Annotated in this window: 11 protein-coding genes; 8 read left to right on the top strand and 3 right to left on the bottom strand. The window is 60.2% G+C overall.

Annotated elements, in window-relative coordinates; translation table 11 throughout:
• Positions 1-17: 17 nt before the first annotated feature.
• The 3 genes from Q1A00_RS06320 to Q1A00_RS06330 all read right to left on the bottom strand — a co-directional run bounded on the left by Q1A00_RS06320 (position 18) and on the right by Q1A00_RS06330 (position 3,373).
• Complete coding sequence (locus Q1A00_RS06320) at positions 18-470, bottom strand: hypothetical protein (RefSeq protein ID WP_298400497.1); 453 nt, start codon at positions 468-470, stop codon at positions 18-20.
• 63 nt (positions 471-533) lie between these two features.
• Positions 534-1,211, bottom strand: a complete 678-nt coding sequence (locus Q1A00_RS06325) for a family 16 glycoside hydrolase (RefSeq protein WP_298490448.1) — start codon at positions 1,209-1,211, stop codon at positions 534-536.
• Between the two features lie 92 nt (positions 1,212-1,303).
• Positions 1,304-3,373 carry a molybdopterin oxidoreductase family protein gene (locus Q1A00_RS06330; protein ID WP_298400491.1) on the bottom strand — a complete coding sequence of 690 codons (2,070 nt, stop codon included), beginning with the start codon at positions 3,371-3,373 and terminating at the stop codon, positions 1,304-1,306.
• A 423-nt stretch (positions 3,374-3,796) separates the two neighbouring features.
• On the opposite strand from Q1A00_RS06330, the gene Q1A00_RS06335 reads away from it, so the two are divergent.
• The 8 genes from Q1A00_RS06335 to Q1A00_RS06370 all read left to right on the top strand — a co-directional run bounded on the left by Q1A00_RS06335 (position 3,797) and on the right by Q1A00_RS06370 (position 12,886).
• A complete protein-coding gene (locus Q1A00_RS06335) occupies positions 3,797-5,038 on the top strand; it encodes a putative sugar nucleotidyl transferase (RefSeq protein WP_298400487.1) in 1,242 nt (413 codons plus the stop codon).
• A gap of 3 nt (positions 5,039-5,041) precedes the next feature.
• A complete protein-coding gene (gene selA, locus Q1A00_RS06340; protein ID WP_298400484.1) occupies positions 5,042-6,400 on the top strand; it encodes an L-seryl-tRNA(Sec) selenium transferase in 1,359 nt (452 codons plus the stop codon).
• A 78-nt stretch (positions 6,401-6,478) separates the two neighbouring features.
• The gene (locus Q1A00_RS06345) at positions 6,479-7,063 is read left to right on the top strand and encodes a nucleotidyltransferase family protein (RefSeq protein WP_298400481.1); all 585 of its coding nucleotides are present in this window, start codon (positions 6,479-6,481) and stop codon (positions 7,061-7,063) included.
• Positions 7,064-7,244: 181 nt separating this feature from the next.
• Complete coding sequence (gene rpsF / locus Q1A00_RS06350; RefSeq protein WP_298400478.1) at positions 7,245-7,658, top strand: 30S ribosomal protein S6; 414 nt, start codon at positions 7,245-7,247, stop codon at positions 7,656-7,658.
• A 53-nt stretch (positions 7,659-7,711) separates the two neighbouring features.
• A complete protein-coding gene (locus Q1A00_RS06355; RefSeq protein WP_298400474.1) occupies positions 7,712-8,131 on the top strand; it encodes a single-stranded DNA-binding protein in 420 nt (139 codons plus the stop codon).
• A 3-nt stretch (positions 8,132-8,134) separates the two neighbouring features.
• A complete protein-coding gene (locus Q1A00_RS06360; protein WP_298482238.1) occupies positions 8,135-9,661 on the top strand; it encodes a peptidylprolyl isomerase in 1,527 nt (508 codons plus the stop codon).
• 180 nt (positions 9,662-9,841) lie between these two features.
• Entirely contained in the window at positions 9,842-10,759 is a 918-nt protein-coding gene (locus Q1A00_RS06365) for a PH domain-containing protein (RefSeq protein ID WP_299755787.1), read from the top strand.
• Positions 10,760-11,107: 348 nt separating this feature from the next.
• On the top strand, positions 11,108-12,886 hold the full coding sequence (locus Q1A00_RS06370) for a peptide ABC transporter substrate-binding protein (protein WP_298400466.1): 1,779 nt from the start codon (positions 11,108-11,110) through the stop codon (positions 12,884-12,886).
• Positions 12,887-13,027: the final 141 nt, after the last annotated feature.

Raw genomic sequence — 13,027 nt, forward strand, 5'->3', positions numbered from 1 at the left:
CTGTCACCGCCGCGCCGTTACTGGGCCGGTTCGGCTGTCACTTCGACCGTGATGACGCCTACATCCACTGATCCTTGATTAGGTACCTCGACCGGCACCTCCCAAGCCATCCCCGCTAGAGCGACGTATAGCATCTGGCGACCCGCCGGCACATTGGGCACGGTGAAACTGCCATCGGCAGCAACCGGGATTTCGGTCGGGTTCGGCAGCACAAAGACGACGGCGCCGCCGGTTGGCGCGGCAACACGCCCCATAATATCGCCACGCCCGCCGGGTAGCGCGATCAAATTACTGCGCCAGAGCGTGACTGCTCCCATGAACACAAGCGCAACGGCGAGCACGGCAATCGCGATGCGTACCACACGCCGCCCTTGGCCGGGTGGAATGAGCGGCGGTTTCCATTGAACGTAATAATCGGGATTGACGGAGCCGCCCGATGGTGGTTGCGATGAATTCTGCGGTTCAGACATCGCTCGCCTCCTTACATATTCATAACGCAGAGCATACAAACCTCTGTCGCGTATGCGCGTCGCTCATGGCCTGCGCACACTGAGATTATCAAAACAGGCGCTCGTACTATCCCAACTGCGAAAGCCAATACCACCGCTGGTAAAACTGCTGTCGCGCGCTTGCACGACCGGTTGGCCGTCAATAGAGGCGGTAAAGGTGTCACCGCGCACTTCAACCTGCACTTTCCGATCAGCGCCATACCAATCGTAGCCACGGGGCGCATCGACACGGGCAATCGGCATCGACAGCTCGTGGCCGTTGATCCACTTGCGAATGATGAACGCGCCGCGCCCATAACCCGGATCGTATTGGAAGGAATAACCGTTGAATTTGGCCCCACCTGAATCACGGAAGAAAATGCCGTAACCGTTGCCTTTGGTGATGCGGGCTAGATCAATGTTGATCACATAGTCATTCCGGTCCAGCGGGTGATAGATCCGTCCGGGGCCATCAATGCAGAGGCGACCATCGCGGATCTGCCAGCGTCCATTTTGAATTGACCAGTTGTCAAGGCTAGAAAAATCATCTCGTAGCAGATCGTCGCATTCCACGCCAAACGCGCTGGACGCGCGGCAGAGCGCGTCGCGCGTCCCCTCTCCTGTGAGCGTTAACCCAACCACTACAACGGCTGCCACCAATCCGAGCAGAATTGCCAACTCAGTGAACGATTGGCCGGCGTCTCTCCTGCTTGGGGGGGTCATCGTGACGCCTCCTGTGATGACAAAAGCGCAACAGCGCACAGCAATCGGCGGGGGTGGATCAACGACTACTTCTCGCCTGTTACACTGTTGGATCACTTACTGGCACGCCAAATCCTCACCCGGTTGCTGTGAAAGGTGCTCTGCCCGCCGAGATCGGCCAAGGCGTCGGGTGTGGTCCAATTGACGTTGCGGCCATCGGGCGAGAGCGAAGCCCAATGACCCTTGGCAGCAAAAACCACTCCCGGCGGAACGTTATCGCTGACCACGGCGCGCAATCGGCATTCGCCGCGTTGGTTACCAACAACCACCTCATCACCGTTACGAATCCCGTGCGCCGCAGCGTCAACTGGATTGATTTCGAGGCTCGGTGGCCCTTCTTTGGCGCGCAAACTCGGCTGGTTGGCCATGCTCGACGAGACGAAGTGATGCGGCGCGGCTGAGATCAAGGTCAGCCAGCCATCTTCCAACGGATGAGCGATATACTCAGCGGGCGGTTCGTAGTGGGGCAGTGGGTCAAGTCCCTGTGCTGCCATGGTCGCGCTCCACAGCTCGACTTTACCCGACGGCGTCGGGAAGCGGCCATCGGCGAACGGAACTTCGGTTTCCGGTGTGAACGCTAATCGTACTGTACCCTCGCGGTGCAATCGCTCGTAGGTAATTCCGGCCAGAAACGGATTACGCGCGCGCGAAGCGTCAAGCACGCCGCGGATCGCTTCCTCGGCGCTCTCGTGCAGCCATGGTTCGGTATAGCCCATCGCCGTCGCCAGCAAGCGGGTCACGTCCCAATTGCTCTTCGCTTCCCCCAACGGCGCAATCACCGGTTGGTTAAGCGTAAGGTAGCGGTGGCCGTAGGCGCGGTGCAGATCAAGATGTTCAAGCTGGCTAGTTGCCGGCAGCACAATATCGGCATAGCGTGCGGTATCGGTCAGAAAGAGGTCATGCACGACGGTGAAGAGATCGTCGCGCCGCAATCCCTGCTCGATCAAGCTAGCGTTGGGCGACGAAGCCAGCGGGTTAGCGCAATAGACAAAGAGCGACATAATCGGCGGATGGGTCACTTCGCCGGTCAGCGCTGCCCCCAGCCGGTTCATATTGATCATCCGCGGTGTGGGCGGGCATTCAGCGCTATGCCCAACTGCGGCGCCATCCCACGTGGCGTAGCCGCCGGTGGAATACGCAAACCCGCCGCCACGCACGCCATACTGCCCCACCACTGCCGGCAGACAGAGCAGCGCGCGGAAGGTTTGGCCACCGTTCTGGTGGCGCTGAATACCGTCGGCAGTTTTGATAATCGCCGGTTTGGTGGTGGCATAGCGGCGGGCCAAATCGATAATCGTTGCCGCCGGTAAGCCGGTGATCGCCGCCACCCGCTCAGGGTCGTACTCGGCGGCGCGGGCGCGCAGTTCGCGCCACCCGCTCGTATGCTGTTCCAGCCACGCCTCGTCGTGTAAATTCTCGGCGAAGATCACATGCATCATGCCGAGTGCCAGCGCGCCGTCGGTAGCCGGATTGATCGGCACATGCAGGTCAGCCGATCGAGCCGTCGCGGTACGGCGCGGGTCAATCGCCACCACATACGCACCGGCCCGTTGCGCTTGCCGAATGAACGGCATCGCGTGGGGGCCGGCGCTGGCTGGGTTGTGCCCCCAGAGCATGATCAGGCGGCTGTGCAACAGATCGTTGTAATCGGGGCTGTGCCGCGCGCCGAGGGTGGCGTAGACGGCGGCGTGGGCAGCGGCGCAGCAGATCGTCCGATCAAGACCACTCGCCCCCATCCGGTTCCACAGCCGGGCATCAACGATCGCGGTTTGTAACAGCCCTAGCGTGCCGCTGTACGAATAGGGCAAAATCGCCGCCGCGCCGTACTCGGCAATGATCGCCTGCCAGCGAGCCGCAATTGTGGCAATCGCCTCCTCCCAACTGATCCGCTCCCACTGCCCGCCTCCCTTCGGCCCCACCCGGCGCAGCGGGTAGAGCAACCGATCCGGACTGTAGACCCGTTCGAGGTAGGGGCGCACTTTAGCGCAGAGCCAACCTTGCGTGATTGGGTGATCGGGATCGGCGTAAAACGCCACCGCGCGGCCATCGCGCACTTCGGTGATAGTGCCGCAGGTGTCGGGGCAGTCGTGCGGGCAGCAGCCGCGAATCAGAGTGGTGGTCATAGCGCGCTCCAGTAGTTCACTTTTGCTAGGCATATTGTAGCACCGTAGGCGAACGGTGCTGTTGCAACCCGCCGGATTGACCTTCTATCTTCGTTATCCCCATATATTCCACTACAAGAGATAGAAATGTGGATAACTAGCCGTACTTTGTGGATAATATTTGCATATCGGTGGATTACAGGTTGATGACAGTTTAGTGCGCTTTCCGAATATCAGAGCGCGGGCGCGGAGCGCCCGAAGCCATCTCCTGATTCGCGGAATGCCATGCCTGAGTGGGAACGCATGACTTGCTCGCACAAGCGCCAGCCAATGTTGTGATCGGTAAAACCACTCTTGCAAGACGTAGATCACTTGCGCCCCAATCTATGCTATGCTGGGAAGGGAACCGAGCCGGGATCAATTGGCTGTCTTTCCCAAATCCGTATGACCCTTATTCTGTTTGAAGATGAACAGTGGCGCCATTTTGCCACCTTGGTGCAGGCCCGTCCGGTCTTTGAGCTGCGTTGTGGCGCGTTTACCGCTCGCGAGCGGGCAGCGGTCATCCTTGGCCGCCCGGCGCGTGGATTGGCCCGTCCGCACCTGATGCCGCACTTTGGGCCGCCGGGAGGGTTGGCCGAGCTGCTCGCCACGAGCGATCCAATCCTGTTTGTGAATGGCCGCGCGCTTAATCTGGAGTGGTTGCCGGCGCTTGACTGCGAGCCGGTGAATACGATGTACATCGTGGGTGAGACGTTACTCGGCGCGCGAGTGTCGCCAGCGCTGGCGAGCGCGATCATCTATGATCTGCGTGAGCAGCAGGGCGAGGCGGCGCGCAATGAGCTGGCGCGGTTTGCGCGGGTGGTGGAGGTGCAGGTTCCGGCAGCGTTGCTCGTTTACCCGTGGGATCTGATTACTCAAGCCGGCGAGCAACTGATTCGCGATGAGCCGTTGCTCGCGCGCCAGTTACCGCTCTTTACGGCTGATCAGCCGCACGTGATCACGCATGGCCGGCGCGTTTATGTCGATCCGACGGCGCAGTTGGTTGGGCCGGTAGTGCTCGATAGCCGCGACGGGCCGGTGTTTGTCGAAGCGGCCCAGATCGAGCCGTTCAGCTATATTCAGGGGCCGGCCTATATCGGGCCGGGGACGCTAGTTGCCAGCGCGCGCATCCGAGCTGAAACCTGTCTCGGCCCGGTTTGCCGCGTCGGCGGTGAGGTCGAAGCATCGATCATTCAGGGATACTCGAACAAGCACCACGACGGCTTTCTCGGTCATAGCTGGCTGGGGGAATGGGTCAATATCGGCGCGATGACGACCAATTCCGATCTGAAGAACAACTATGGTTCGGTGCGAGTGTTGCTTGAGGGGATCGGTCAAATCGATACCGGCATTCTCAAGTTGGGCTGTTTTCTGGCCGATCACGTCAAATTAGGGATTGGCTTGCATCTGACCGGCGGCACGATGATTGGCACCGGCTCGAACGTATTTGGCATGCACAGCGTACCCAAAAACGTGCCGCATTTTACGTGGGGCGGCGAGGTGTTTCGCGAGTACCGGATCGATACGATGATTAGCGTGGCCCGGATTGTGATGGCGCGGCGTAAACGCGAGCTGACGCCGAGCTACGAGCAGGTGCTGCGCAAGGCGTTTGAATTGACGCAGCCGGGCCGCGATGGTCTGGGGTGAGCGATGTCGTTTCGTCATTTGCCGAGCGTTGATGCTTTGATCCGCGAGGTGCGCACTAGCCAGCCCGACGTGCCACACGAGCTGATTCGCGATGCGGCGCGGGCTGTGTTGGCGCAAGCACGGGCAGCGATTGCCGCTGGCAGCCCGCCGCCTAGTTTGCCGGTGTTAGTGGCAGCGGTGCATGCCGAGCTGGCGACGAACTTTGCCCCAAGCTTGCGCCCGTTGATCAACGCCACCGGCGTCGTAATTCAGACCAACCTTGGCCGCGCCCCGCTCAGCGCCGCAGCGCGCGCAGCGATGCAGGCAGTAGGGGCAGGCTATAGCAACCTTGAGTACGATCTGGCGGCAGGCGAACGCGGGTCGCGCCACGTCCATCTGGAATCGTTGCTGGTGCGGTTAACCGGCGCGGAAGCGGCGCTGGTGGTCAACAACAATGCAGCGGCGGTCTATCTAGCTTTGATTGCGCTGGCCGCTGGGCGCGAAGTGATCATCTCGCGCGGGCAGGCAGTCGAGATCGGCGGCGGCTTTCGCATTCCCGATGTCTTGCGCGCGAGCGGGGCGACGCTGGTGGAAGTGGGTACCACCAACCGTACCTACGCCCGCGACTACGAAGCTGCCATCACCGAGCGCACCGCGCTGATCTTGCGCGTCCATGCCAGCAACTTCCGCTTAATTGGGTTTGTGCATGAGCCGAAGCTGGCCGAGCTGGCTGAAGTGGCGCACAAGCACGGCTTACCGCTGCTCGACGATTTGGGCAGCGGAACGCTGATCGATACCCGCCAGTTTGGGTTGCAGGCCGAGCCGACGGTGCAAGCGAGCGTTGCCGCCGGGGCCGATCTGGTGACCTTTTCCGGCGACAAACTGCTCGGTGGGCCGCAGGCCGGCATTATCGTGGGCCGGCGCGATCTCGTTGGGCAATTGCGCCGCCACCCGCTCGCCCGTGCGCTACGGGTCGATAAGGGTACGATTGCCGGTTTGGCTGCCACGCTGCGCAGCTACCTGCGCGGCGCGGCTCTGCGTGAGATTCCGGTCTGGCAACTGATCAGCACGCCGGTGGCGGAATTGCAACGGCGGGCGGAAGCGATGGCAGCCACCCTAGTCGCTGCCGGCCTGTCGGCGCGCGCCATCGCCTGCGAGAGCGCGATCGGCGGCGGATCGCTCCCCGGCGCGACCCAACCTAGCGCTGGCGTCGCGCTAGTTCCGGCGACCGGCACTGCCACGGCGTTAGCCGCGCGCTTGCGCGCCGGTGATCCGCCAGTCGTGGCCCGGATTATGGATGAGCAGGTCGTGTGCGACTTGCGCAGCGTCTTTCCCGCCGAAGACGCCACGCTGAGCGAGGCGCTGATCGCGGCTTACCAGTAGCGTGGGCGCGAAGGTGCGCGCGGGGGATTGCGTTGCCGAGCGAGGGCAGAGCGGCGCGCTGCCCAACAAGGTGACACCATGAAGATCGTCGGTCTCTTGCTGGCTGCTGGCCAATCGACCCGGATGGGCCAACCCAAGCAGTTGCTAGTTTGGAAAGGCCGGCCACTGGTCGCGCATATCGCTACCGAAGCGTTAGCCAGCCAACTGGCCGGACTTACCGTTGTGGTTGGCGCCGCCGAAGCGCAGGTGCGGGTCGCGTTGCGCGATCTGTCGGTGCAGATCGTCACCAACTCGGCTTATGCCGAAGGGTTAGGTACCTCGCTCGCCGTAGGGTTGCGCGCGTTGCCGGCCGATACCACTGCGGCGATGGTCTTGCTGGTTGATCAACCGCTGGTGACGGTGCGGCTCATCAACGAATTGATCAACGCCTATCGCGCCGTGCCGGCGGCACTCGCGCTCGTGCCCGTCTACCGCAGCCAGCGCGGTAACCCCGTGATCATCGCTGCCGACCTCTTCGCCGAGCTGACAACGCTGCGCGGCGACGCCGGCGCCCGCGCTGTCTTCAATCGTTACACCGATCAGATCGTCTGGCATGAAACGAACGATCCGGCGGTGATAACCGACGCCGATACGCCGGAAGCGTGGCGCGCACTGCAAGAGTAGTGTGACGCCGTAACGTCGCAGCGGACAGCGAACGCAGCCCAAATAAGATATGGTATAATCGCATGATGTCACGTGGGAGCGTGAACAGGAATACGCTCCCAATCGTCTTTCTGTTCCGCCGTTGCGTCCGGATCGCGCCGCTGGGCGAGAGGCGAGCGGAACATCACCAGAGGAGGCTTTTGTGCGCGATCGTCGTCGAGAGTACGAGCTAGTCATCATCATTAGCCCGCTCTTCGCCAACGAAGAGGGGATCAACGCCAACATCGACCGTGTCAAGCAGACGGTCGAGCAACTGGGGGGCCAAGTCAACACCGTGAGCCAATCGTCGCCGTGGGGGCGCCGCAAGCTGGCTTACCCGATCCGCGAGTATGTGACCGGCGAAGCCAGCCGCCGCAGCTTCACCGAGGGGTATTACGTCTTCTTCACCCTCACCTTGAGCGCGTCGAAGGTGGCCGAATTGGATCGGGCGATTCGGTTGAACGACAACATCTTACGCCACTTGTTGGTGTTGGTTGAGGACAAAGCCACTCAGTCGAGCCTCGTCGAGCCGGTCGAGCCGGAGTCAGAGGAAGAGCCGGCGCTGAGCGACGAATAACACTTGCGCCAGCGTGCCGGTGAAGACAGCAGTTCATCGTGGTGGAGGGCGCCATGGCGCGTGATTTAAATAAAGTCTTGATCATTGGTCGCCTTGGCGCCGATCCTGAACTACGCTACACTGCTACCGGCACGCCGGTGACTACCTTTCGGGTCGCTGCCAGCCGTCAATGGCGCGATCCCAACGGCAATCTACACGATGAGACTGAATGGTTTCATATCGTTGCGTGGAACCGATTGGCCGAAATCTGCCACCAGTATCTGAGCCGGGGAGCGCGGGTGTACATCGAGGGCCGCTTGCAAACGCGGACGTGGGAAGATGCCCAAACTGGGCAAGCTCGTTCGCGGGTGGAAGTGGTTGCGCAAGATATGATCTTGCTTGAGCAGCGCGAATCGCGCACCGACGACTCACCGTCACGACCGCCCCGTCGCGAACCGCCGCCAGATATTAGTGATGATGATATTCCATTCTAGCCTATGTCACAAACACCCAAGCCGCCACGGAGCGTAAAAGCGCCGGCGCAACCTCCCGCGCCGCGTCGCCCATCGCGCCGCCGTCTCGAAGAAGAGCGCCGTCAGCGTCTGGTCATTATCGCTACGGCGAGTGCGCTGGCGATTGCCCTATTAGCTATCGTCAGCGGGTTGATCTACGAACAACTGTGGATTCCCAGCCGGCCAGTGGCGCAGGTTGGTGCAGCGACCCTCACCCGCAGCGATTACTGGCGCGAACGTCGCCTTGCCTACGCCCGCGAGATCTATCAGAATTTCCAGTTGCTCGATCTGTTTGGAGCCAGCAACCCACAGATTGCCCAGCAGTTTCAGGGGCGCAGCATCGTGATCGATCAGCAGATCCGCGGGTTGCGCAATACCGCGATTGAAGATCGGATCGTTTCGGATTGGATTGATCGGCAGCTTAAACAGCGGGCTGCGGCTGACTTTGGTATCACGATCAGCGACGATGCGGCAATCCAAGAAGCGGTTGCCGATTTGTCCTTTATCTTCATCCCGCCGCTGCCCGAACCAACTCCGACGCCTGATCCGAATGTAACACCATCGCCGACGGTTGATCCGGCGGCGACAGCAACGCCAGAACCGACGGCGACGCCATCGCCGACTCCCGGTGGGCCAACGCCAACCCCAGAACCGTCGCCGACGCCGTTCCCAACCTTTACACCAGTGCCAACACCCCAACCCGCTGAGGCGCGCACGCAGTTTGATCAGATTATCGACGAGATTTATCGCCGTTACGAGCTTGAGCTAATCACTACTGAAGCAAAGCCGGAGCTGAGCAAAGACGAGTTCCGCCAAGCGTTGCTCGACCAGTACCGCGATCGGTTGCTCAACAATCAGATTCAGGCCCGGCTGGTGCCGGAAGAAACCTTCGTTGCCAGCACTGAGCCAGAGCGGGTGCGCGCGCGCCAGATCTTGATCGCGGTCAACCCGCCGGCAGATGCGACGACCGAGCAGATCGATGCGGCCTTTGCTGCGGCGTTGCCGGCTGCGCAAGAGCTGGCCGACCAATTGCGGTCCGGTGCCGATTTTGCGACGCTGGCCGCCGAACGTTCGGACGATCCCGGTTCGCGCGAGAATGGGGGCGACATCGGTTCGTTTGATCGCAATGGCTTTGCCGATAACGGTGCTACCTACCCGCCGGAACTGGTGCAGGCTGCCTTCGCGTTGCCGGTGAACCAAATCAGCGATCCGATCCGAACCCAGTTTGGCTGGCATATTCTGGAAGTGACGGATCAGACGATCCCGTCGAAAGAGGATCAGTTGCAGAAGGCGCGCACCGAATCGTTCGATCGTTGGATTGCTGAGCAACGGGCTGCAGCCGACGTGCGGCGCTTCCCCGAGCCAACGCCGACGCCGACGCCATTCCCAACTGAGCCGGTTCCGACATTGGTGCCGACCTATTTGCCCGGCCCGCCGACCCCGTTGCCAACGCCGACGCCAGAGCCGACCGTTGCGGTCACACCGGAGCCGACGGCGACGGTGACGCCGTAATTGGGGAGCGCCGGTTTCGTGAAGGGTGCGTTTGACATCCTCAGGGACTGAGTGCGGCAGGTAAAAACTGCCGCACTCCATCCCTAGGCAGTGCGGCTCGTTTGATGAGATGAGGGACGCAATTGCTGCCACAGACCGGCAATGATGCTATTGCGGGCCTGATTGGCTTCATGACGCACTATGCAACGCTGGCGACCAATAGCAACAGCTCGTATCTGGCTTGGTCTTATTCTTGCCGTTGTGAGCGCAGCGGGGGCAGGTTGGCTGTTGTTTATGATGAGGGCGGCGCTGAGCGGGCCGCCAGAGCAGTGGCCGATTGACGGCTGGCTGTTTGGGCAGGCTGTACTGGTGCTTGGCTTGCTAGTGTTGGCCGGTTTCCTCCTCTACCGGACTGCTGCTGCGTTGACCTTACGGTATAGCCTTGACCGCAATGGGTTGTACATCCAGTGGCTGGGCAGCCGCACAGTCATTCCACTTACCCTGATCGATCGGGTTGAACAGGGCGCGTTAGCGATCGGCAGTTGGCGTACAGCATTGGCGAGCATCGGCTATTACCATGGCCGGGTACAGACCCATGACGGCATTGTCATTCATCGCTTTACCACCCGGCCATTGGCCGAAGCATTAGTGATCTACGCCGGCAATGAAGCCTACGCCATTTCTCCCACCGACCAAGCCGGCTTCGTGCAAGAATTAGAGCAGCGACGGCGGCTTGGCGCCATTCAAGCGTTGGCTCCCGGCATTGAAGTTGCCCGCTTTCTGGTCTACGACTTCTGGGCCGATCCGGTCATCCGGCGATTGTTACTCGTGACGCTCATTCTTAATCTGGGCTTGTTTGGGGCGATTGCGGTCATCTATCCCTCGTTGCCGCCTCAGATCGCATGGCGGGGTGACCAAATTGGCGCTGCCGCCGAATTAGCCCCGCGCATCCGTATCTTCTTCTTGCCAGTAGCGGCGGTGCTGACCGCGCTGTTCAATCTCGTTGGCGGTCTGATCGTCTACCGGCGCAGCCCCTTGGCTGCCCTTCTCTTGCAAGCCTTTTCGGTCGGTGTGCAGTTCTTCTTTGCGATTGCGACAATCGCTGTGTTGCGATCGTGAGCCGTTAGCTGCTGGTCGTTGACGCCACGTTCATTTGCCTTGAAAATTATCTAATCGCGTGGCAATAACGGTAGGTCTCAAACTTACCCCTACCTTTTCATTTGCCTTGACAACCATCCAACCAGCGTGGTACGATCGCTCTATCGAATGAGGGAATGTTCCACATAAACCACCTGTATTGCCCGCTCCGTTTCGGTACTGTACCCGAATCAGGTAGAAAGGAGGTCAGGGACGCAGGCTATTGGTAACGTTCCTCGCATGGATACCCGTAACGATGGTGCAATTCAGGTGTCATTTCCCCGATTCGATAGGTTTCGCTGTTTTACAGATGCTACAAGGAGTGTGGCGATGAATTCACTTCACTGGCGTCACGCACTCGCTCTTGGGTTGCTCTTTGGGCTATTGTTGCCCATCTTGGCAGCCTGCGGCGGCGGCAATCCCCCGGCTACGCAAGCAACCGCAGCCCCAGTTGAACAGCCAACGACCGCCGCTGCGCCGCAACCAACCGCTGCAACGCGGCCAACCGCTGCGCCAGTTGCTGGAACGGCGCAACCCGGTGTGTTGCGGCTTAACACTGGCTCGGAGCCAGACAATATCGATCCGCAGAAGGCTAGCTTCGTCAACGAGATCCAGTTCATTATGATGGCCTATCAGGCCTTGATGACCTTTGATCTCGATATGAACCCTATTCCGGGGGCGGCTGAGAAGGTTGACGTGTCGGCAGATGGAAAGGTGTACACCTTTACCTTGCGCCGCGACGGTAAGTACAGTGATGGTACGCCGTTAACTGCACGCAACTTTGAATATGCGTGGAAGCGGCTCGCCGACCCAGAAACGGCGGGCGAGTACCAGTCGTTGCCGTGTGGCATTATTAAGGGCTACAGCGAGTATAGCGCCGCAGCTTGCCAAGGCTTGTCGATGGAAGAGGTGATGAAACTCGATCTCGACAAGCTGCGCGATGAGTTTGGTGTCAAGGCGCTTGACGATTACACGCTACAGATCGAACTGGTCGCGCCGGCGCCCTACTTCCTCAGCATGGCCGCGCTCTGGATTGGCGCACCGGTACGCGAAGAGGACGTGGCGAAAGGTGAGGACTGGTGGTACGATCCCGCCAACTACATTGGCAACGGCCCCTTCGTGCTGAAAGAGTGGGAACACGACAGCAAGGCAATCTGGGAGCCGAATCCCTATTACGTGGGACCGCTGGGGCCGGTCAAGCTCAAGCGGGTTGAGTACTACATGATCACCGATGGCCAAGTGGCCTTCCAAGCTTACCAGAACGGTGAGCTAGATATTCTGGGTGTTGGCGCCGAGGATTTGGCAACGGTCAAATCAGACCCGGTCTTGAGCCAGCAGATCATTGATGTCCCCGGTTCTTGCACCTTCTATTTCGGTTTCAACCTTGCCAAGCCGCCGTTCGACAATAAGTTGGTACGGCAAGCCTTCGCACAGGCGCTCGACCGCGAAGCCTACGTGCGCGATGTCTTTCAAGGTCTCGGCTCACCAACCTACAGCTTCATTCCGCCCGGCTTCCCCGGCTACCAGCCCGATTTGAAGCTATGGCAGTTTAACCCAGAGAAGGCGAAGCAGACACTGGCCGAGGCTGGTTATCCTGACGGTAAAGGTTTGCCTGAGATTAAGCTGACCTATTCGGGCACAGCGCGTAACAATGCCCGCTTCGAGTGGGTAGCCAACCAGTTCAAGCAGAATCTTGGTATCGATGTGATCCTCGATCCTATCGATCCAACTGCCTTTGCTGCGGCCACCAAGGACAACCCGCCGCAGATGTTCTCGCTCGGCTGGTGTGCTGACTATCCCGATCCACAGAACTGGGTCTCACTCTTCCAGACCAATGGTTTGCTCAGCACGCGCGTCAACTACTCGAACCCGCGGCTCGACGAGCTGGTACGACAGGCTGATATTGAGCAAGACCCGGTGCGCCGTGCTGAGCTGTATGCGCAGGCGCAGACGATTTTGGTTGAAGACGCGCCAGTGGTCTTCATGCTTAACAACGGCGGGCCAGTGTTGGTGAAGCCGTATGTGAAGGGGGTGACCAAGGAGACAATCACGCCGCTCGATTACTGGCTCGGCTTCTTCAATTTGCCGAACGTTGATGTGCAGCCCTAGGTGACTTGGATAATGCAAAACGCAAAGGCGCAAAGGTACGTATGGGAATGGGAAACAGGCTCAACACTGTACGCCCTAGCGCCTTTGCGTTTCCCATCAGAACAATGTTCGCGGTGCTAGAGGCAAGTGTCGTTGCGTTGC

It is taken from the genome of uncultured Chloroflexus sp., assembly GCF_938091255.1.
Lineage (GTDB): Bacteria > Chloroflexota > Chloroflexia > Chloroflexales > Chloroflexaceae > Chloroflexus.

Coding starts and splice junctions, on each gene's coding strand:
- Q1A00_RS06320 (WP_298400497.1), bottom strand. CDS start 470: ATGTCTGAACCGCAGAATTCATCGCAACCACCATCGGGCGGCTCCGTC.
- Q1A00_RS06325 (WP_298490448.1), bottom strand. CDS start 1,211: ATGACCCCCCCAAGCAGGAGAGACGCCGGCCAATCGTTCACTGAGTTG.
- Q1A00_RS06330 (WP_298400491.1), bottom strand. CDS start 3,373: ATGACCACCACTCTGATTCGCGGCTGCTGCCCGCACGACTGCCCCGAC.
- Q1A00_RS06335 (WP_298400487.1), top strand. CDS start 3,797: ATGACCCTTATTCTGTTTGAAGATGAACAGTGGCGCCATTTTGCCACC.
- selA (WP_298400484.1), top strand. CDS start 5,042: ATGTCGTTTCGTCATTTGCCGAGCGTTGATGCTTTGATCCGCGAGGTG.
- Q1A00_RS06345 (WP_298400481.1), top strand. CDS start 6,479: ATGAAGATCGTCGGTCTCTTGCTGGCTGCTGGCCAATCGACCCGGATG.
- Q1A00_RS06355 (WP_298400474.1), top strand. CDS start 7,712: ATGGCGCGTGATTTAAATAAAGTCTTGATCATTGGTCGCCTTGGCGCC.
- Q1A00_RS06360 (WP_298482238.1), top strand. CDS start 8,135: ATGTCACAAACACCCAAGCCGCCACGGAGCGTAAAAGCGCCGGCGCAA.
- Q1A00_RS06365 (WP_299755787.1), top strand. CDS start 9,842: ATGCAACGCTGGCGACCAATAGCAACAGCTCGTATCTGGCTTGGTCTT.
- Q1A00_RS06370 (WP_298400466.1), top strand. CDS start 11,108: ATGAATTCACTTCACTGGCGTCACGCACTCGCTCTTGGGTTGCTCTTT.